This window comes from Kitasatospora sp. NPDC059722 (assembly GCF_042733235.1).
Taxonomy (GTDB): domain Bacteria; phylum Actinomycetota; class Actinomycetes; order Streptomycetales; family Streptomycetaceae; genus Kitasatospora.
Map to the genome: position 1 here is coordinate 5639 of NZ_JBHWGD010000094.1, position 19794 is coordinate 25432.

Annotated in this window: 15 protein-coding genes and 1 tRNA gene; 9 read left to right on the forward strand and 7 right to left on the reverse strand. The window is 74.7% G+C overall.

Annotated features, from left to right (window positions below):
• Window positions 1–199: 199 nt before the first annotated feature.
• From ACFV4F_RS36065 to ACFV4F_RS36085, 5 genes are all read right to left on the reverse strand, one after another.
• Complete coding sequence (locus ACFV4F_RS36065; RefSeq protein ID WP_380445490.1) at window positions 200–1231, reverse strand: LuxR family transcriptional regulator; 1032 nt, start codon at window positions 1229–1231, stop codon at window positions 200–202.
• 12 nt (window positions 1232–1243) lie between these two features.
• Window positions 1244–2533, reverse strand: coding sequence for an MFS transporter (locus ACFV4F_RS36070; protein WP_380509111.1), 1290 nt, complete (start codon window positions 2531–2533; stop codon window positions 1244–1246).
• The gene (locus ACFV4F_RS36075) at window positions 2530–4290 is read right to left on the reverse strand and encodes a condensation domain-containing protein (protein ID WP_380509114.1); all 1761 of its coding nucleotides are present in this window, start codon (window positions 4288–4290) and stop codon (window positions 2530–2532) included. The genes ACFV4F_RS36070 and ACFV4F_RS36075 overlap by 4 nt, the downstream gene beginning before the upstream one ends.
• Window positions 4291–4618: 328 nt before the next feature.
• Entirely contained in the window at window positions 4619–8155 is a 3537-nt protein-coding gene (locus tag ACFV4F_RS36080; RefSeq protein ID WP_380509117.1) for a BTAD domain-containing putative transcriptional regulator, read from the reverse strand.
• Between the two features lie 199 nt (window positions 8156–8354).
• A tRNA-Leu gene (locus tag ACFV4F_RS36085) sits at window positions 8355–8439 on the reverse strand.
• A 291-nt stretch (window positions 8440–8730) separates the two neighbouring features.
• On the opposite strand from ACFV4F_RS36085, the gene ACFV4F_RS36090 reads away from it, so the two are divergent.
• The 5 genes from ACFV4F_RS36090 (at window position 8731) to ACFV4F_RS36110 (ending at window position 13414) form a co-directional block, all read left to right on the forward strand.
• On the forward strand, window positions 8731–10062 hold the full coding sequence (locus ACFV4F_RS36090; protein WP_380445486.1) for a M20/M25/M40 family metallo-hydrolase: 1332 nt from the start codon (window positions 8731–8733) through the stop codon (window positions 10060–10062).
• A 109-nt stretch (window positions 10063–10171) separates the two neighbouring features.
• Window positions 10172–10573 (forward strand): pyridoxamine 5'-phosphate oxidase family protein, encoded by a 402-nt coding sequence (locus ACFV4F_RS36095; RefSeq protein WP_380439218.1) that lies wholly within the window; start codon window positions 10172–10174, stop codon window positions 10571–10573.
• A 146-nt stretch (window positions 10574–10719) separates the two neighbouring features.
• Complete coding sequence (locus ACFV4F_RS36100) at window positions 10720–11097, forward strand: DUF485 domain-containing protein (RefSeq protein WP_380509120.1); 378 nt, start codon at window positions 10720–10722, stop codon at window positions 11095–11097.
• Complete coding sequence (locus tag ACFV4F_RS36105; protein WP_380495425.1) at window positions 11094–12824, forward strand: cation acetate symporter; 1731 nt, start codon at window positions 11094–11096, stop codon at window positions 12822–12824. The genes ACFV4F_RS36100 and ACFV4F_RS36105 overlap by 4 nt, the downstream gene beginning before the upstream one ends.
• A gap of 2 nt (window positions 12825–12826) precedes the next feature.
• On the forward strand, window positions 12827–13414 hold the full coding sequence (locus ACFV4F_RS36110) for a cysteine dioxygenase (RefSeq protein WP_380439212.1): 588 nt from the start codon (window positions 12827–12829) through the stop codon (window positions 13412–13414).
• A 44-nt stretch (window positions 13415–13458) separates the two neighbouring features.
• On the opposite strand, the gene ACFV4F_RS36115 is transcribed toward ACFV4F_RS36110, so the two are convergent.
• Window positions 13459–14301 (reverse strand): hypothetical protein, encoded by an 843-nt coding sequence (locus tag ACFV4F_RS36115; protein WP_380509123.1) that lies wholly within the window; start codon window positions 14299–14301, stop codon window positions 13459–13461.
• Between the two features lie 196 nt (window positions 14302–14497).
• On the opposite strand from ACFV4F_RS36115, the gene ACFV4F_RS36120 reads away from it, so the two are divergent.
• Window positions 14498–15055 carry a hypothetical protein gene (locus tag ACFV4F_RS36120; protein WP_380495431.1) on the forward strand — a complete coding sequence of 186 codons (558 nt, stop codon included), beginning with the start codon at window positions 14498–14500 and terminating at the stop codon, window positions 15053–15055.
• Between the two features lie 11 nt (window positions 15056–15066).
• Here ACFV4F_RS36120 and ACFV4F_RS36125 read toward each other — a convergent pair whose 3' ends face one another.
• Complete coding sequence (locus ACFV4F_RS36125) at window positions 15067–15975, reverse strand: LysR family transcriptional regulator (protein ID WP_380509126.1); 909 nt, start codon at window positions 15973–15975, stop codon at window positions 15067–15069.
• A gap of 110 nt (window positions 15976–16085) precedes the next feature.
• Between ACFV4F_RS36125 and ACFV4F_RS36130 the strand changes: the two genes are divergently transcribed.
• The 3 genes from ACFV4F_RS36130 to ACFV4F_RS36140 form a co-directional block, all read left to right on the forward strand.
• Window positions 16086–17129: a zinc-dependent alcohol dehydrogenase family protein gene (locus ACFV4F_RS36130; protein WP_380509128.1), complete on the forward strand. Its 1044-nt coding sequence runs from the start codon at window positions 16086–16088 to the stop codon at window positions 17127–17129.
• Between the two features lie 178 nt (window positions 17130–17307).
• A complete protein-coding gene (locus ACFV4F_RS36135) occupies window positions 17308–18486 on the forward strand; it encodes a CapA family protein (protein WP_380509134.1) in 1179 nt (392 codons plus the stop codon).
• A gap of 134 nt (window positions 18487–18620) precedes the next feature.
• The coding region (locus tag ACFV4F_RS36140) for a serine/threonine-protein kinase (RefSeq protein ID WP_380509131.1) at window positions 18621–19794 on the forward strand (1174 nt) is incomplete at its 3' end.

Sequence of the window (19794 nt, forward strand, 5' to 3'; positions counted from 1 at the left end):
GTGAGGCCTACCCCCACGGCCCGCTCCCCCCCCCCGCGGCTCGGGCCGGGCAGCGGACGGCTCCCCCTCGGTGGAGCGGGGCCGGGTGTGGTGCGGAGAGGGTCGGTGGTGGGTCCCGCTGCCCGCCCGCCGGGTGCCGGTGCCGGGGGGCGCAGCACGGTGGACCCACCCGGCCGGGGCACCGGCGCGGCCCGTCGGCTCAGGCGGCGTTCCTCGGCGTCGGGCCGACCAGCCCGGTCCGGGCCGCCAGCACGCCGGCCTGGAACCGGCTGGTGGCGGAGAGGTCCTGCATGATCGCGGCCAGGTGGCGGCGGAAGGTGCGGTCCGACATCGCCACCCGCCGGGCGATCACGTCGTCCTTGGCACCGGAGGCCAGCAGTTCGAGGATGGTCGCCTTCACCTCCTCGATCGTCCCGGCGTAGCCGCCGGCCGCGGAGTCGAACTCGAAGGCCGAGGCCCAGTAGCGCTCGTGCAGCCCGCCGAGGAAGGCCGCCACCGCCCCGTCGTACACGACGGCGATCGCGTCGCCCTCGCCGGCCGGGATGAACGCGACCTGCCGGTCGAACACCAGGAAGCGGTCGTGCACCTCCTTGGTGGTGCGGGCCTGCCCGCCGACCGCCATCAGCGCGCCGATGTGGGCCCGCGTCCCGGCGTCGCCGCGGGCGGTGTGCGGGTAGAGCACCCGGGCCCGGACGCCGCGTTGCAGCGCCTCCAGCACGAGCGGCCGGGCCAGTCGCAGCTCGGCCGTCTCCTGCGCCACGCAGGGCTGCATGACCAGCAACTCCTCGGTGCAACGCTGGGCCGCGTCGAGGAGCCGCAGCCGGAGCTCCTGCGGGTCGTCGGTGATCACCACGCTCTCCGTGCGGGTCTTGGCCTGCTTGTCGAACGCGGCCGCGAACGAGCGCAGTTGGCCCTTGAAGCCGGCGAGCCGGCGCCGCTGGTCGTGGATCGCCCGCTCCAGCGGCACCAGGAGCTCGACCTGGGCGGTGTCCGGGCTGACCGCGACCAGCAGGCTCCCGCCGTCCTCGGCCGGCCGCACCAGGCGCAGTTCGCGCAGTTCGTCGAGCGCCCGCAGGACCCTGGGGAACGGGAGGCCGAGTTCGGCGGCGATCCCGGCGGGGGTGAAGTGCGGTCGGCCGAGGGCCCGTTCGTAGAGCCAGACCACGAACTGGTCCGGCTCGCCGGGGTGTCTCGCGGAGTCCTGCCGTACGGTCGGTGCCGCGTGTGCCATGATCGCCTCCACTCAGTCCTCGTCCGGTCGTCCGCCGCCCGGTTCGGCGGCGCGCAGCCTGCGGACGGCCGGTGCCGCGAGCAGGACGGCACTGCAGGCCAGCCCGACGCCGAAGGACGCGAACATCAGCGTCCGCTCCCCGGTCAGGCGGGCGATCGGCCCGGCCAGCGCGCGGCCGAGGGCCATCGACAGCAGCGAGCCGGCCACGTCGTACGCGTAGACCCGGTTGAGCAGGTCGCCCGGGATCTGCGTCTGGACGGTGGTCGCCCACAGGACCGACCACAGCGCCAGACCGGCCCCGGCGAGGCCCCAGCCGACGCACAGCACGACCACGTCGGGCCGGACCGCCGCCGTCAGCGGGTACAGCGCGAACAGCACCCACCCGATCGTGCCGAAGGCGAGCGGCCGCGCCGGGCGCAGCCGCATCGCCACGGCGCCGCCGACCAGCCCGCCGACGCCCATGGCGGCCAGGCCGGTGCCGAGCACCGTGGAGCCGTGGGCGGCGACGACGAGGTCGGTGCCGACCGGCAGCGACAGGCCGGCCACGAAGCACCCGTACAGCAGGAAGACCGAGATGACGCCCCACAGCCACGAGCGGGCCCGGAACTCCTGCCAGCCCTCGACCAGTTGGCGCAGGAACGACTCCCCGGCCGGCTCGCCCGCGCGCGGCGGCAGCCGCAGCGCGAACAGGCAGGCGGCGCTGATCCCGTACGTGGTGGCGTAGATGGCGAACACCACGGCCGGCCCGGAGAAGCTGACGAGCACCCCGGCCAGGGCGGGCCCGGCCACCCCGGCCAGCGACTCGGCGATCCGCAGCGCGCCGTTGGCCCGCTGGACGTCCTGCGCGACCTGCGGGACGAGTCCGGCCACCCCGGGCTGGAACAGCGCGGTGGCCAGGCCGCTCGCGAACTGCAGCGCGACGATGGCGGCCAGCGACGGCGTGCCGAGGGCGAACGCGACGGCGAGCGCGCCCTGGATGCCCAGGCGCACGAGGTCGGCGAGGACCATCATCCGGCGGGGGGTGAACCGGTCGGCGAGCACGCCGCCGAACAGCACGCCCATGGCGAGCGCCGCCATCCAGGCGCCCAGCGCGTAGCCGACCCCGGCGGTGCCGTAGCCGCTGTCCAGGACGCCGACGGACAGCGCCACGGGCAGCATCGCGTCGCCGAGCAGCGAGCCGGTGCGGGCGCCGAAGTAGCGGCGGAAGTTGGCGGACCACAGGGCGGCGCCGGGAGCACCGGCGTCCTCGGCGCCCGTGCCGGTGGAACTCGCCTCGTCGGCGCTGGTGTCGGTGGCGCTCACGTCAGGTCGCCTTCCGCGGGGCGGCCGGAGGAGTCGGACAGCACCGGGAGCCCGGCCCAGGCCCGCGGGTCGTCGGCGCGGGCCGGCTCGGGGGCGCCGTCGTGCACCATGTAGCGGTGCGGGGTGATGGCGCCGACCCGCCCGGGGAGCGCGGCCAGCGCGCGCCGCTGGACGTCGCGCGGGTCGGCCGGCCCGGGGAGGTGGCACACCAGTCGGTGGCCGAGGTCGTCGTCCGGTTCGGCGGTGACGAGGTGCGGCGTACCGGCCAGCACCTCGGCGAGCAGCGTCCGGACGGCGGCGAGCTCCACCCAGGAGCGGTCGCTGAGGTACCAGCCGGGGCCGCGCTCGACCGGCGCGAGCGTGGTGAGCGAGGGCAGTTCCTTGAGCGCCACGTCCTCCTCGGCGGCGGCCGCGAACAGGCGCAGCAGGGCGCGCCCGAACTCCTCGGCCTCGGCGTCGGCCAGGGTCTGCGGGTCGAGCCACAGGGTCAGCTCGAACTCCCCGGTGAGCCGGTACAGGCACGCGAAGAAGCGGCAGGGCACGTCCTCGGGGGGCACCCACCCGACGCTGCCGCCGAGCCCCGGTTCCGGGACGGCGGGCTCCTGGTGGCCGGGGATCCACACGCCGGGCAGCCGGCCGCGCGCGGACTCGTCGGGGGAGCCGGCCGCGGCGGCCAGCGCGCTCATGTCGTTGAAGACGAGGTCACGGGCGAAGGAGATGCCGCGTTCGGTGCTCGCCGCCTCGATGGCCCGCCAGACCGCCGTCGGGTCGAACCAGCTGTGCCGGTACGCGGGCAGCCCGGCCGCCCGCACCTGGCGGACGACGTCGTCGAAGCCGGTCGGCCCGTCGAGGTCGAGCGGCAGCAGCGCGTCCTGCGCGAGCGATCCGAAGAAGCCGCGCAGCTTGGGGACGACGCGGTTGCCGGAGAGCGAGGTCACCGCGACGGTCCCGTGCCCGGCGCGGTGGCCGACGAGCACCGCGAGGGCCGCGAGCACCACCGTGGACGCGCTGGCGCCGGTCCGTTCGGCGACGGCCGCCAGCTGGGCGGGGGCGGCCGTGGAGCGGACGGCGAGGCCGGGGTGCAGCCAGTCGGTCTTGGCCGGGGTGCCGGTGGGCGGCGGGAACACGGCCTGCGGCACCCGGCCGATCTGGGCGCCCCAGTACTGCACGGCGCCCGCGCCGATCCGCTGGACGGACGCCGAGCGCTCCAGCCCGACGACGTCGACGGGCTCCAGCGCGGGCGGCTCCGGCAGCTCGCGGCCGGCGCACAGCGCGGCCCACTCGGCGTGCAGCACCTCGCACGCGGCGACGTCCATGGCGGCGTGGGTGACCACCCAGACGAGCTGTCTCGGGACGCCCTCCGCCGTCACCACGGCGGCGCGGAAGGGGAGTTCGGACTCCAGGTCGAAGGGGCGGGCGCGCAGCCGGCGGGCGGTGCGCTCGGCCGTCCCCAGGGGGTCGCCGTCCGACTCGACCAGCTCGACCACCAGCGTGCCGCAGGCGGCGACCCGCTGGGTGGGCGGGGTGGTGAGGACGTACGTGGTGCGCAGCGACTCGTGGCGCTCCAGCAGGGTGCGCAGCTGGGCGGCGATCCGGTCCGGGCCGCCGTCGGCGGGGACGCCGAAGACCATGGCCAGGTTCAGGCGCGTGGGGTCGTCGTCGATGCTGATCGCACGGACGATGTTGGCGTGACCGAACGAGAGGGGGCCCGACCGTGCGGGGCGGGCACCGGCGAAGTCGACCGTGAGCTGTGGCAACGTGTCACCTCATGGATCGCGGCGGTCGTGTGGGGGTTCTGGATCACGGTACGGAGGGCGGCTGTTGGACCGGCTGTAGTCGCACCAGAGGCGGTGCGGCCGGAACTTCCGGTCGGCGGGGGCCGCGTACGGGGGCTGAGCTCGGCGATCCGGCGGGCGGGCGGGTGGCGGCCGGGCGACCGGAAGAAGTGGCCGCAACTTCCGGAGCAGTTGTTCCGGGGTCAACGGTCCGCCCGCGCGGTCTGTTCGCGTGGTCCGTCCGTGCGGTCCGCCCGCCCGCCCGCTCCGTCCGTGCCGCCGTCCCCGGCCGTGAGGGCTCGGCCGTGACTCAGAGGACGACCCCGGTCCCCGTCTCCTCGCCGATCCGCTCCGCCGCGCGCCGGTGCGCGAGCGCCTCCTCCGGCGCGCCGAGCGCCGCGTGCGCGTGCCCGAGCACGTGGTGGCTGTGCGCCTCGCCGGGCCGGTGGCCGGTCTCCCGGTGCAGCGCGAGCGCCTCCGCGGCCAGGTCCGCGCCGGTGCGCGGGTCGCCCAGCAGGACGCGGACGTGGGCGAGCACGTCGAGCGCGCAGGCCTCCAGCAGCCGGAACTCCGACTCGCGGGCCAGGCCGAGCGCCTGCTGGGCGGTGAGCAGGGCGAACTGCCGCTCACCGAGCCGACGTTGGACGGTCGCCAGGCCGACGAGCGCGGACACCTGCGGGAAGCGGTCGTCCACCACCTCGGCGAGGTGCAGCGCCTGCCGGTAGCTGTCGGCGGCCTCGGGCAGCCGCTCGGCCCGCTCCAGCGCGATCGCGAGGACGAAGGCGGCGTTCGCCTCCAGCCGGCGGTTGCCGAGCGCCCGCGCGGTCGCGAGGGCGGTCTCGGCGAGCCGGTGGCCGGTGCGGTGGTCGCCGAGGTCGGAGTGGGCGCGGGAGAGGCAGCTCAGGGCGACGGTCTCGCTGGTCCGGTTGCCGGTGGCCTCGTGGACGGCCAGTGCGGCGCCGGCCACCCGGATCGCCTCCCGGGAGCGGCCCATGGCGCGGTGGGCGATGCCGAGGTTGGTGTGGGCGATCGCCTCCCCGCGGACGGAGCCGAGGTCGCGGTAGAGCCGGGCGGCGCGGGTGAAGTGGTCGGCGGCCTCGGGCAGGCGGCCGAGCTTCCAGCAGATCAGGCCGAGGTCGGTGAGGTCGTCGGCGGTGCCCGCGCCGCCCGCGCGTTCGGTGAGCTCGCGGGCCCGGGAGAGGTAGTCGGAGGCCAGGCGCATGCTGCCGTTCTCCTGGTGGGCGGCGCCGATCCGGCGCAGCGCCATCGCCTGGCCGGCCGGCCACTCGGCGCGCCCGGCGAGGTCGAGGGCCTTGCCGAAGAGGGTGACGGCGAGCGCGTTGTTGCCGAGGGTCCAGTGGCAGTCGGCGCGCTGCAACTGCGCGGTGGCCTGGGCGCGGAGCCGGCCGTCGGTGACGGCGGCGGCGAGCCCCGCGGTGGCGACGCGCAGCCGCTGGATGGTGTACATGCCCCGGGAGAGGTAGCCGTGCAGGCTCTCGGCGAGGCGCCAGGCGACGGTGGGGAAGCCGGAGTGGGCCGCGTGCAGGACGGCGCCGACCAGGCTGTCCCGTTCGGCGTCCAGCCACGCGGCCGCCTGGGCGCGGTCCGGGACGAGCGTGGCGGCGGCCGGTCCGGGGCCGGCCGCGGGCCTGGTCGGGTCGAGCAGCCGGGCCGCGGCCTCGGCGTGGCGCAGGTACCACTCGAAGAGCCGTTCGCGGGCGCCGTGCACCTCGTCGCCGACGACGAGTTCGCGGGCGTAGGAGCGCAGCAGGTCGTGCAGCCCGAACCGGCCGGGGGAGCGCTCCTGCACGAGGTGGGCGTCGGTCAGCCGGTGCATGAGCAGGGCGGACTCGGCGGAGGTCGTGTCGGCGAGGGCGGCGGCGCCGTGGACGGTGACGTCCGCTCCGGGCATCAGGCTGAGCAGTCGGAACATCCGCCGGGCCGGTTCGGGCAGGGCACGGTGGGAGAGGTCGAACGCGGCCTTGACGGTCGCGTGCCGGTCGCCCTCGACGCGCAGCCGGCTGAGCAGGTCGTCGCCGGCGAGTTCGGTGCAGTACACGGCGATGCCGGTGTTGCGGGCGTGCAGGTTGGCGGCGGCGATCCTGATCGCGAGCGGAAGCCCGCCGCACAGCTGGACCAGCGCCCGCGCGGCCTCCTCCTCGGCGGCGACCCGCTCGGCGCCGGCGGTGTGGGCGAGCAGCCGCAGGGCGTCGTCCGGGCCGAGCACGTCGAGGGCCAGCTGCCGGGCGCCGTCGCTGACGACCAGCCCGGCCATCCGGGTGCGGCTGGTGATGACGACGCCGCAGCCCTGTGCGCCGGGGATGAGCGGCCGGACCTGCTCGGGGTCGCGGGCGTTGTCCAGCACGATCAGCATCCGCTTGTCGGCGAGCAGCGTGCGGTACGTCGCGACGGCCTCGTCCTCGTCGGCGGGCATCCGGTCGGGCGGCACGCCGAGGGCGCGGAGGAACTGGGCCAGGACGTCGCCGGGGCGCAGCGCGGGCACGGGGGAGTGGCCGCGCAGGTCGACGAACAGCTGCCCGTCCGGGAAGTGGTCGCGCCGCGCGTGCGCCCAGTGCATCGCGAGCGCCGTCTTGCCGACGCCCGGCGCGCCCACCACGGCGACGACCTTCTGCCGGACGGCCGGGTTCGTGGCCACCAGGCCGTCCAGTTCCCGGAGTTGGCGGCGGCGGCCGACGTACGCCCCGGCCTCGGCGGGGAGTTGGGCCGGCCGGACGGCGGGGGCCGGGCCCGGTGCCGCAGGGGTCCACGGTTCGTCCGTGCCGGTGCGCCGTGCGCGGGGCAGTTGCTGGCGCAGCACCCGCAGGTGCGCCTCGCGCAGTTCCTCGCTGGGGGCGATGCCCAGTTCCTCGTCCAGCCGGTCGCGGAAGCGGGTGAACACCTTGAGCGCGGCGGCCTGTTCGCCGCAGCTGGCGAGGGTGAGGACGAGCCGGGCGTGCAGGCCCTCGTGCAGCGGCTCCTCCCGCACCATCTCCCACAGCCGACGCACGGCGTCCTCGGGGCGGCCGAGCCGGAGCGCGGCGTCGGCGTGCAGCAGGACGGCCTCGGTCCGCTGCTCGTTGGCGGCGACGGCGGCGGGGTGGTTGCGCAAGGCCGGGTCGGCGTCGGCGAGCACGGGCCCGCGCCACCACTCCAGGGCGCAGGTGAGCGACTCGTACGCGAGGACGGGGTCCGCCGCGGCGAGCGCGCGTTTGGCGCGGGCGAGGAGTTCGTCGAAGTGCCCGAGGTCGCGCTGGCTCCAGGCGGCCTCCAGCAGGTAGCCGGTGGGGGTGCGGGCGACGGCGGGCTTCGCGCCGGCCCTGGGCGCGGCGGGTTCGAGCAGTTGGCGGACCTGGCTGACGTACGTGTGGACGAGGCTCTGCCGCGAGCCGGGCGGGCCGGCGGGCCAGAGCGTCTCGGCGATCTCCTGCTGGGTGGCCGGCTCGGGGTGCTTGAGCGCGAGCAGTCCGAGCAGGCGGCGCTGCATCGGGCTGGTGACCGCGAGCGGGGTCCGGTCGCGCTGCACGACGAGCGGGCCGAGGATCAGGAACCGCAGCCGGCCGGTGTTCCTGGCCGGCCGCGCGTGGGCGGCGGTCAGCAGCCGGTCGACGTCGGCGCCGCTCAACCCGAGGGCCGTGGCCAGCCGCTGGAGCGTTCCGGCCTGCGGCCGGTTGACCCGGTCGCGCTCGATGTCGCGCAGCGCCCGGGCACTGATCGAGGCACGGGCGGCCGCGTCCTCCTGGCTGAGCCCCGCCCGCCGCCGGTGCCCCTGCACCTGCGCGCCGAGCGTCTCGCCCCCCGTCTCCGGACCGTCCCAAGGGAGCCCCGGCGCCGCGTCCCGTCCCCCCATGGCCTCCCCCTCGTCCGCCCGCCCCGGGGCCCTCCCGGGCCGACGGCCAGTGTGGACTAGACCATTCCGTTGGGCAAGGGTGTCCATGTCATGTCCGCAACCCCCACCCGCCCCACGGCTCCCCGGAAACGGCTGGGAAACGGCCCCGGAAAACGCGAAATCCCCCCGGTGCTCTCGCGAGCCCCGAGGGGATGTTCCGTGTCCGAGGGGGGACTTGAACCCCCACGCCCGATAAAGGGCACTAGCACCTCAAGCTAGCGCGTCTGCCATTCCGCCACCCGGACCGGGTGTTGTCCTTGCGGCTTCCGTCTTTCCGTCGGCCGCGCTGACAGATGTAACTGTAGCAAAGATCGGCTTGCGTTCCCAAAACGGTTCCGCGCGGGGGAGCGGGGGCGGTGACACGGGCAAGGGACGGCGTGTGGCGGGGGCGTGACCAGGGGGTTTCGGGCGCGTGCGGGGGGTGGATCCCGATGGGGGCCTGCGGGAGGATGGGCGGACGTGCTCGTACGGCCCGGGTGCAGATCCCGGGGGTGGCGCGCTGGTGCGCCGGTGCGGGCCAGAGACGAGGAGTGACCGTGAGCGAGCGGAGCGAGTCGGCGACGCCGAGGGTGACGGCTGAGTCGGAGGTCGCCGGGATCTGTCGCGATCTGATCCGGATCGACACCAGCAACTACGGGGACGGCTCCGGGCCGGGCGAGCGGAAGGCCGCCGAGTACGTGGCCGAGCAACTCGCCGAGTTCGGCGTCGAACCGCAGATCTTCGAATCGGCCAAGGGGCGGGCCTCGACCGTCGTCCGGATCGAGGGCGAGGACCGGTCCCGCCCGGGCCTGCTGATCCACGGCCACACCGACGTCGTCCCGGCGAACGCCGCCGACTGGACGTACGACCCGTTCGGCGGCGAGATCGCGGACGGCTGCGTGTGGGGCCGCGGCGCGGTCGACATGAAGGACATGGACGCGATGACCCTCGCCGTCGTCCGCGACCGGCTGCGCACCGGCCGCAAGCCCCCGCGCGACCTGGTGCTGGCCTTCGTCGCGGACGAGGAGGCCGGCGGCACGTACGGCGCGCGGTTCCTGGTGGACAAGCACCCGGAGCTGTTCGAGGGCGTGACCGAGGGCATCGGCGAGGTCGGCGGCTTCTCCTTCACGGTCAACGACCAGGTGCGCCTCTACCTGGTGGAGACGGCCGAGAAGGGCATGCACTGGATGCGCCTGACGGTCGAGGGCCGCGCCGGGCACGGCTCGATGGAGAACGACGACAACGCCATCACCGAGCTGTGCGAGGCGGTCGCCCGGCTGGGCCGGCACACGTTCCCGCTGCGGATCACCAAGACCGTCCGGGCCTTCCTGGACGAGCTGTCCGACGCCCTCGGGGTCGAGCTGGACCCGGAGAACATGGACGAGACGCTGCGGGTGCTGGGCGGCATCGCCAAGATGATCGGCACCACGCTGCGCAACACCGCCCAGCCGACCATGCTCGGCGCCGGCTACAAGGTGAACGTCATCCCCGGCCAGGCCTCCGCGCACGTGGACGGCCGCTTCCTGCCCGGCTACGAGGAGGAGTTCCTGGCCGAGCTGGACAGCGTCCTCGGCCCGCGCGTGAAGCGCGAGAGCCTGCACTCGGACAAGGCGATCGAGACGAGCTTCGACGGCGCGCTCGTCGAGGCGATGCAGACGGCGCTGCGCGCGGAGGACCCGATCGCCCGCGCGGTGCCGTACTGCCTGTCGGGCGGGACGGACGCCAAGTCGTTCCAGGACCTCGGGATCCGCTGCTTCGGCTTCGCGCCGCTCCAGCTGCCGCCGGAGCTGGACTTCGCCGGGATGTTCCACGGCGTGGACGAGCGCGTGCCGGTGGACGGGCTGAAGTTCGGCGTGCGCGTGCTGGACCGGTTCATCGACGCCTGCTGAGTCGGGCCCGCCGAGCCGAGCCTGCCGAGCCGGCGTCCGAGCTGGCGTCCGAGCCGGCGTCCGAGTCGGGGGGGGGGGGGCCCGCCCGGGGGGCCGTACGATCACGGCCATGGCCCACGACCCCCGCGACCTCGACGACGCGTTCCTCGCCTTCTGGCGCGAGCGTCACATCGCCACCCTCACCACTCGGCGCCCCGACGGCTCGCCGCACGTCGTACCCGTCGGCGTCACCTTCGACCCGCAGACCGGCATCGCCCGGGTGATCACCAGCCGCACCAGCCGCAAGGCCCGCAACGTCGCCGAAGCCGGCCCCGGCGGCCAGCGCGTCGCCGTCTGCCAGGTCGACCGCGCCCGCTGGTCCACGCTGGAGGGCGTCGCCGTCGTGCGCTCCGCCGCCGAGGAGGTGGCCGACGCCGAGCGCCGCTACGCCGCCCGCTACCGCGAGCCGCGCGTCAACCCGGACCGCGTCGTCCTGGAGATCACCGTCGACCGCGTCCTCGGCCGCGCCTGACGCTCCTGCCCGGCCTCACTCCGCCGGGGGGGCGGACGCCTCAGACGGATCGGTTGACGCGCGTTGACGGCGCGTTGACCGTGCGTCGACGTCGGGTTCCTACGGTCGGTCCATCGGCAAGTTCCGCACCGCTCCGAAGGACTGACATGATCGACCCCGCCGTGTCGTCGCGCCGCGACACGCCCTGGATCGGCGACGATCCGCGCTTCACCGAGTTGCGCGCCTCCTACCGCAGGTTCGTCTTCCCGGTGACGGCGGCGTTCCTGCTCTGGTTCCTGGCGTACGTGCTCTGCTCGGCCTACGCCCGCGGCTTCATGGCGACCAAGGTCGCCGGGAACGTCAACGTGGCCCTGGTCTTCGGGCTGCTGCAGTTCGTCTCGACGTTCGGCATCGCCCTGGCCTACGGGCGGTTCGCGGCCCGGCGGCTGGACCCGCTGGCCGCGGCCCTGCGCGACGTGACGGCGAACCGCCCGGCGGCTCCGGCCGGTCGTGGCACCCGGGAAGCGACGGAGGTCCAGGCATGACCCAGCACCTCCAGTTCGCCGCCGCGGCGGCGCAGCCGGCCTCGCACAAGGGCCTGACCATCGGCCTGTTCGTCGCCCTCGTGGCGGTGACCCTCGTGATCACCCTCTGGGCGCGCCGCAGCACCCGGGGCACCGGCGGCTTCTACACCGGCGGCGGCCAGTTCTCGGCGCTGCAGAACGGGATCGCGATCTCGGGCGACTACCTGTCCGCGGCCTCGTTCCTCGGCATCGCCGGGATCATCGCGCTGGCCGGGTACGACGGCTTCCTCTACTCGATCGGCTTCCTGGTCGCCTGGCTGGTCGCGCTGCTGCTGGTGGCCGAACTGCTGCGCAACACCGGGCGGTTCACCATGGCCGACGTGCTGGCCGCGCGGCTGCGCAGCGGGCCGATGCGCACGGCCGCGGGCGTGTCGACGATCGTGGTCTCGATCTTCTACCTGATCGCGCAGATGGTCGGCGCGGCGACGATCGTGGGGCAGCTGCTCGACGTCAAGGGCGCCTCCGCGCAGATCTGGACCATCGTCGGGGTCGGCGCCCTGATGATCGTCTACGTGGTGGTCGGCGGGATGAAGGGCACCACCTGGGTGCAGATCGTCAAGGCGGGTCTGCTGATCGCCGGTGCGGCCACGATGACCCTGTGGGTGCTGGCGAAGTACGGCTTCGACCTCGGCCACCTGCTCGGGGACGCCGCGACGGCGTCCAAGAAGGGCGATGCCTTCCTCCAGCCCGGCCTGAAGTACGGGTCGACCGACGGCTGGTCGAAGCTCGACCTGGTCAGCCTGGGCGTGGCCCTGGTGCTGGGCACCGCGGCGCTGCCGCACGTGCTGGTGCGCTTCTACACCGTCCCGACCGGCAAGGACGCGCGCAAGTCGGTGAACTGGGCGATCGGCATCATCGGGGTGTTCTACCTGATGACCCTGGTGCTGGGCTTCGGCGCGGCCGCACTGGTGGGCACGGCGACGATCAGGGAGAAGGACCCGTCCGGCAACACCGCCGCCACGCTGCTGGCCGAGCACCTCGGCGGCGGCGCGGGCACCACCGGCGGCTCGCTGATGCTGGCCTTCATCGCGGCGGTGGCGTTCGCCACCATCCTGGCGGTCGTCGCGGGGCTCACGCTGACCTCCTCGTCGTCGTTCGCCCATGACCTCTACGCCAGCGTCATCCGCAAGGGCCGGGCGACGGAGCGGCAGGAGCTGCGGACGGCGAAGGTCGCGGCCGTGGTCATCGGCGCGGTCGCGGTCGTGCTGTCGATCTTCGCCCGGGACCTCAACGTGGCGTTCCTGGTGGCGCTGGCCTTCGCCATCGCGGCCTCGGCCAACCTGCCGGCGATCCTGCTGACCCTGTTCTGGCGGGGCTTCACCACCTTCGGTGCCAAGTGCGGCATCTACGCGGGCCTGGTCGCCTCGATCGGCCTGGTGCTGCTCTCCCCGATCTGCTGGGGCGGCGCGAGCGGTACGGTCCACGCGGTGAAGCTGACGGCCGCCCAGGCGAAGGACTGCGGGGTGGCGGTGACCAGCAAGGAGGTCGGCAACGCCACGGCGCTGATCTCCTGCACGACCACGGCGCCGGTCCCGCTGCAGAACCCGGGCGTCGTCTCGATCCCGATCGGGTTCGCCGCCGCCGTCCTCGGCTCGCTGGCCGGCGGCCGCCGCCGTCGCGACGAGGACCCGGACGGGCGGTCCTTCGAGGACCTGGAGGTCCGGGCCCTCACCGGGGCAGGGCGGTAGCCGTGGAAACCCGTACCAATCTCGACGAGTTCCTCTCCGACCTCGCGCGCTACGCGGCCGCCGACGTCCTGACCGCCCAGCTCACCGCGGACACCCTGCGCAAGTACCTGCGGGCCGGGCTGATCGTCCCGGACGACCTGTGCGCCGGTGACACCGACGGCTACGCGCAGCGGCTGCTGCACGCCGGACCGACGCACTCCGTGGTGGCCCTGACCTGGCTGCCCGGGCAGTCGACCCCGGTCCACGACCACGTCGCCTGGTGCGTGTCCGGCGTGCTGGAGGGCGTGGAGGTGGACGAGGCGTACCGGCTGTGGCGGGTGCCCCGCTCCGGCCGCAGGGTGCTGGTGCCGGCCGGCCGGACCACCTGCTCGCCCGGCCGGGTGCAGCTCCTGGTGCCGCCCGACGAGGACATCCACCGGGTGTCGAACGGCGGCACCGGCCGGGCGGTCTCGCTGCACGTCTACGGGGCGGACATCTCGCTGAGCGGGCACAGCTCGATCAACCGGGTCTTCGGGCAGGAGGTGGTCGACGTCCCGCCGGACGGGGCCCGGCTGGTGAGCTGGCGGCGTTCGGACGGCCTCGCGCCGTGACCGGCGAGGAGTGAAAAGACGGGCCGCCCGATCCGGGCGGCCCGTCAGCCGTGTTCCGGCGTCCCGGCGAGCTCGTGCAGGGAGGCCTTGAGGGCGGCGACGAAGCGGTCCTGGGTGGCCTCGTCGACCAGGTCGAGCGAGAGGTAGGGGTTGAGGTCCTCCAGCTCGACGAGGAGGAGGTCGCCCTCGGGCGTGCGGCAGGCGTCGACGCGCTGGATGCCGTGCTCGATCGTGTTCCACGCGATGAAGCGGCGGGCGAAGTCGAGGTCGGCGGCGGTGGGTCCGTACGGTTCGAGGCGCCAGCGCTGCTCGGGGTCGGGGGCGTGCAGCGCGTACTGGAAGGCGTCGTCGACGAAGTAGAACGAGACCTCGTACGCGAAGCGGACCAGCGGCTGGACCAGGACGCCGTCCCCGAACGCGACGGAACCGAGCTCCTCGCGGGGGACGATCCGCAGGCCGATCGAGTCGGCGCCGAGCTTCGGCTTGACGACGTACTCGGGCACGACGGGCAGCCGCCCGAGGTCCTCGGCCCGGTCGGCGGTGGGGATGACGGGGTACCCGGCGGCATCGAGGTCGACCAGGTACTGCTTGCCGGCCATGTCGGCGCGCCCGGTGAGCTGGTTGTAGACGCGGGTGCCGCGGTCGAGGGCGCGGTCCCGGAAGGCCTCGTACGCGGCGCGGTAGTTCAGCACCGGGCCGCTGTTGCGCACGAGGACGAGGTCGAAGGCGTCCGTCAGCGTGGCGGCGTCGAGGGGGTGGCACAGGGCGACGTCGAAGTCCTCGCGCAGGCGCGCGGAGAGCCGGATGTCCTCGTCGCAGTAGCGGCGGCCGCGGGCCGGGTAGGCCAGGTCGGTGACGAACAGGACGCGGGGCTTGGCGGCGGACATGTCTCTCCTGAAGATCATTTCTCCAGCTCAGCCTACTACTGCGCATCCACGGAGGGAGGCCGGTGACGTAGGACGCCGGCGGCCTCGGTGCCCACCGTCAAATGACTGATGTGCGCCCCGTGACCGGTCGGCGAGAGTCATGGGCGCCGGGTGATGCCCAGGCGCTTGTGGACGTGAGGGAACGAGGAGAACAACGATGGCAACCAGTCAGCTCGCCGGGAAGTGGAAGACGGCCGTGGTCGCCGGGGCCGCGGCCCTCGCCGTCACCGGCGGCATCGCCGCGCCGGCCAGTGCGGCGCCCCTGCTGGGCTCGGCGAGCGGTGCCCGGCTGGGGGAGCCGGCGCAGCCCCGCGACCCGGGCGCCCGCAGGCACCACTGGATCGTCCAGGCCCAGTACGGCACCGTGACCGCCCTGAACCGGGCGACCAACTACGCCTGGCAGCGCAACTACAAGGACTGGACGGTCGCCATCATCGGCAACAACATCCAGGGCAACAAGGTCACCGTCTACACCAAGATCACCAACCTGTTCTACGGTGAGGGCGGCGTCATCGGCGCCCAGACGGCGCCGACGCCGCAGGTGCTGATCGCCCAGAACACCATCAAGGCCCAGGGCGGCGTCAGCATCATCACCGAGATCGTGAACGTCCACTTCATCAGCCCCAAGTGGGAGGACGTCTACAGTGCCGACTGCCGTGCCCAGGAGAACATCTTCGACGCGGTGAAGGCGCAGCTCGCCTGCACCCTGGGCTGAGCCGGAGCCGCTCACGGGCCACCGGCCAGCGTGCGGAGCACGTCCAGGCCGGCGGCGATCGCGGGTTCGTGCGCCGTGTTGTGGCGGACGGCGACCTCGATCCTGCGGGTGAGGGTGTCGTCCGCCACCGGCCGTGCGGTCAGCGTGGACGGCAGGTGGGCCGTGGCCAGCCGGGGGATCAGCGCGGCGTGGCCCGCGCTCTCGGCGAGGGCGATCATCGCGGAGAAGTCGGTGCAGACGTTCCTGACCCGCGGGGTGAAGCCGGCCGAGCGGCAGGCCTGGAGGACGGCGGCGCCGCAGGCGGTCTGCGGCGGCGCGGTGGTCCAGTGGGCGTCCGCGAGCTCGCGCAGGTCGATCGGCGCACCCGTCGGCCGGGCCGCCGGGTGACCGGACGGCAGCACGGCGACCAGGGGGTCGGACCGCAGCGCCCGGGTCTCCACGTCCGCGTGCGGGGGCGTGGCCAGGTTGTCGTACCGGTAGACGACGGCGAGGTCGGCGCGCCGCTGGAGCAGCAGCCGGACGGCGGCCTCGGGTTCGGCCTCGGTGATGTGGAGCCGCACCTCCGGGTGGGCGGTCTTCAGGGCGGTGCCGAGCGGGGCGGCCAGCGGTACGAGGGCGCTGGGGAAGCAGGCCAGGCGGAGCGGGCCCGCGGGGCTCCCGGTCTCGGCGTGCAGGCGGATGCGGGCGTGCTCCAGGGCGGCGAGCACGTGCTCGGTGTCGCCGGCCAGGCGGCGGCCCGCGGCCGTGAGGTGGACGGAGCGGCCGGTGCGTTCCAGGAGGCGGGTGCCGGTCTCCTCTTCGAGCAGCCGCAGCTGCTGCGAGACGGCGGACGGCGTGACGCCGTGGAGGTCGGCCACGGCGGTGACCGTGCCGTGCGCCTCCAGGTCGCGGAGGAGGACGAGTCGTCGAACGTCGAGCATCAGTTCATCTTAAGGAAGCGGTGTAGGAGATGTAGCTGGACACGGGTGCGCCCGGTTGGCGACCCTGGCTGCTCCAGTCCAGGTCCCATGAGCAGTGTCAGGAGAGTTCCGTGCGCGCCACCGTGATCCACGCCCCCACCGACATCCGGATCGAGGAGGTGCCCGACCCGGTGGTGCGGCGGCCGACCGACGCCGTCGTGCGGGTGGTCAACGCCTGCATCTGTGGCAGCGACCTGTGGGCGTACCGCGGCGTGGCGCCCCGGGTGGCCGGGCAGCGGATCGGCCACGAGTTCCTCGGCATCGTCGAGGAGGTCGGCGCCGAGGTGTCCGGCTTCGCCCGCGGCGACTTCGTGGTGGCCCCGTTCGTCTGGTCGGACGGCACCTGCGAGTTCTGCCGCGACGGCCTGCACACCTCCTGCCCGCGGGGCGGCTTCTGGGGTGAGGTCGGCTCCGACGGCGGCCAGGGCGAGGCCGTCCGGGTCCCCTTCGCCGACGGCACCCTGGTCAGGCTGCCCAAGGAGGCGGCCGGGGACGAGGCGCTCCTGCCCGGCCTGCTCGCCCTGTCCGACGTGATGAGCACCGGCCACCACGCGGCGGTCTCGGCGCGGGTGCGTCCGGGCTCGACGGTCGCCGTGGTCGGCGACGGCGCGGTCGGCCTGTGCGGGGTGCTCGCCGCGCAGCGGCTCGGCGCCGGCCGGATCATCGCGCTGGGGCGCCACGAGGCGCGCACGGCCATCGCCCGCAAGTTCGGCGCCACGGACGTCGTCGCCGAGCGCGGCGAGGCCGCGATCGAGGCGGTCAGGGAGCTGACCGGCGGCACCGGCGCGCACGCCGTCCTGGAGGCCGTCGGCACCGAGGAGTCGATGCGCACCGCGATCTCCATCGCCCGCGACGGCGGCGCGGTCGGCTACGTCGGCGTGCCGCACGGCGGCAGCGCCGGCGTCGACATCCGGCAGATGTTCGACCGCAACGTGGCGGTCGTCGGCGGCGTCGCCCCCGCCCGCGCGTACATCCCCGAGCTGCTGCCCGACGTCCTCTCCGGCGCGATCGACCCGGGCCTCGTCTTCGACCGCACCGTCACCCTCGACGGCGTGCCGGACGGCTACCGCGCGATGGACGACCGCTCGGCGCTGAAGGTCCGGATCGCCTTCTGACGTCCCGCCGCTGCCGGGCCGCAGGCTCCCGCCGGGGCCGCACGGTCCCCGCGGCCCGGGCTCGCCTCGTCGGGTGAGGTCGGGGCGCGGTGGGGCGTGGGGGACGGGAGGGGCAGGGGTGGGCTCCCATAGTCGGAGGACGGGGGGTCATATCCGCCGACTGTGGGACGACACGATGATGAGATCACCGCGCCGTGAGGTGCTCCTGGCCGTTGCACTGCTCGCCCTCGCGGGGTGCGGCGGGCCGCCGGTGCCGGAGGCCGTTCCGTCGGTGGCCACGAGCCCGACGGCCGTGCCGACGCCCCCGGGGCCGCGGGCGTTCACGCTGGTGGCGACGGGGGACGTCCTGCCGCACACCGAGATCATCCAGCAGGCCAAGGAGGACGCCGGGGGCGCCGGGTACGACTTCACGCGGATGCTCGCCGGGGTCAAGCCCGTCATCGGGGCCGCCGACCTGGCCATCTGTCACATGGAGACGGTGTACGGCGCCGACGGCGGGTCGTTCACCGGGTACCCGTCGTTCAAGTCGCCCCCGCAGGTGGCCCGGGCGCTCAAGGACGCCGGGTACGCGTCCTGCGACACCGCCTCCAACCACACGCTCGACGACGGGCCGGCCGGGATCCGGCGCACGCTCGACGCCATGGACGCCGTCGGGCTGAAGCACACCGGGTCCGCGCGCGGCGAGGAGGAGGCGGGCAGGCCCGCGCTGCTCACGGCGGGCGGAGCGACGGTGGCCCAACTCGCCTACACGTACGGCACCAACGGCATCCCGTTGCCGAAGGGGCAGCCCTGGGCCGTCAACCTCATCGACCGGGACCGGATCCTCGCCGACGCGCGGGCCGCCCGGGAGGCGGGGGCGGACGTCGTCGTGGTCAGCGTCCACTGGGGCACCGAGTGGCAGGACGCCCCGAACGAGCAGCAGCTCGCGCTGGCCCGCGACCTCGCCGCCGAGCCGGAGCCCGGGCGGCCGGTGGTCGACCTGGTCCTCGGGACGCACGCCCACATCCCGCAGGCCTACGAGAAGATCAACGACACCTGGACGGTCTACGGCATGGGCGACCAGCTCGCGGGCCACATGTTCAACCCCACGGGCGCCGAGGACCCGCGCGGCAACTGGTCCTCGATCGCCCGGTTCACCTTCTCGCCGCCGGCCGCGCCCGGGCGGCGGTGGACCGTGACGAAGGCGGAGTTCGTCCCGCAGGTCACCGACCTCGGGCCGCCCTACCGCGTCCTCGACCTGCGGGAGGCCGCCCGCGCCGACCCCGGCCGGGCCGACTACGCCACGGCCCTCGACCACATCCGCTCCGTCGTGCTCAGCCGGGGTGCCGGACCGGCGGGGCTGACCATGGCGCCATAACGCGCCGAATCCCCGCACAGCGGGCGGTGTTCATCCGACGACAAGTCAGCTCTTATCGAGCGGCGCCATGATCTCCGGGGGCGCCCCGGTCGACGGCGTGCGCGCAACCGATGCGACTTGACTCAGGGAGAACCATGCGTGGCACCGTGCTCGCCGACCGCTACCGGCTGGTGGACTGGCTGGGCGGTGGGTCGATGGGCGACGTGTGGCTCGCCGAGGACGAGGTCCTCGGCCGCCGGGTGGCCGTCAAGGTCGTCAAGCCCGTCCTGCTGGACGAGCCGGGATTCGCCGAGCGCTTCCACGCCGAGGCGCGCGTCATGGCGCAGCTGCGGCACCCGGGCATCGTCGGGGTCTACGACTTCGGGCACGGCGAGGCCCCCGTGATCGGGAGGCAGGTCGCCTACCTGGTCATGGAGCTGATCGAGGGGGAGCCGCTGAGCGCCGTGCTGGCGCGCCGGGGCAGCCTGCCGGCCGAGGAGGCGCTGCGGATGGCGCTCCAGGTGCTGGAGGCGCTGGTGGCGGCGCACGGGACCGGGGTGGTCCACCGGGACGTCAAGCCGGCCAACCTGATGGTGTGCGGCGACCGGACGGTGATCGCGGACTTCGGGATCGCCCGCCCCGGCAGCGACGCCCGGCTGACCGTCCCCGGGATGGTCCTCGGCACCGCCGCGTACCAGGCGCCGGAGCAGGCCTCGACCGGGCCGGTCACCGGCTCGGCGGACCTCTACGCGCTCGGCGTCGTCCTCTACGAATGCCTGGCCGGGCGGCTGCCCTTCGACGGGGAGACCGCGCTGGAGGTGATCCTCCAGCACCTGACGGAGTCCGTGCCGCCGCTGCCGGACCCGATACCCGGGCCGGTGCGGGCGATCGTCGAGCGGGCGATGGCGAAGGACCCGGGCGAGCGCTGGCCGGACGCGGCGGCGATGGCGGAGGCCGTCCGGGAGGCGCTGGCGGCGGGTGCCGCGGAGGGCGTGCCCGCGGTTGCGGTCCACACCGGCCACCGACCCGTCGCCGGGCGCCGGTCGTGGACCGGCCTGCGGCGGCGGGCGGTGGTGTCGGTCGTGGCGATGGCCGTGCTGGGCGCGGTGGGCGCCACCGGGGCGGTGGTGAGCCGGCCGGGCGCGGGCGGCGTGCCGCACGGCGACGCCGTCGCCGCGGGGCCGACGGCCGGCGCCGGGCGGTCCGGGGACCCGGGCGGTGCGGTGCCGCCGGACCCGAATGTCCCGTCCGGCGGCCTTCCGACGCCCGACGCGCCGACGCCGACGCCCTCCGCCGGCCCGGGCGCGGGGGACGGGGGCGGCCCGGTGC

Coding starts and splice junctions, on each gene's coding strand:
- ACFV4F_RS36065 (WP_380445490.1), bottom strand. CDS start 1,231: ATGGCACACGCGGCACCGACCGTACGGCAGGACTCCGCGAGACACCCC.
- ACFV4F_RS36080 (WP_380509117.1), bottom strand. CDS start 8,155: ATGGGGGGACGGGACGCGGCGCCGGGGCTCCCTTGGGACGGTCCGGAG.
- ACFV4F_RS36095 (WP_380439218.1), top strand. CDS start 10,172: ATGGCCCACGACCCCCGCGACCTCGACGACGCGTTCCTCGCCTTCTGG.
- ACFV4F_RS36100 (WP_380509120.1), top strand. CDS start 10,720: ATGATCGACCCCGCCGTGTCGTCGCGCCGCGACACGCCCTGGATCGGC.
- ACFV4F_RS36105 (WP_380495425.1), top strand. CDS start 11,094: ATGACCCAGCACCTCCAGTTCGCCGCCGCGGCGGCGCAGCCGGCCTCG.
- ACFV4F_RS36115 (WP_380509123.1), bottom strand. CDS start 14,301: ATGTCCGCCGCCAAGCCCCGCGTCCTGTTCGTCACCGACCTGGCCTAC.
- ACFV4F_RS36120 (WP_380495431.1), top strand. CDS start 14,498: ATGGCAACCAGTCAGCTCGCCGGGAAGTGGAAGACGGCCGTGGTCGCC.
- ACFV4F_RS36125 (WP_380509126.1), bottom strand. CDS start 15,975: ATGCTCGACGTTCGACGACTCGTCCTCCTCCGCGACCTGGAGGCGCAC.
- ACFV4F_RS36135 (WP_380509134.1), top strand. CDS start 17,308: ATGAGATCACCGCGCCGTGAGGTGCTCCTGGCCGTTGCACTGCTCGCC.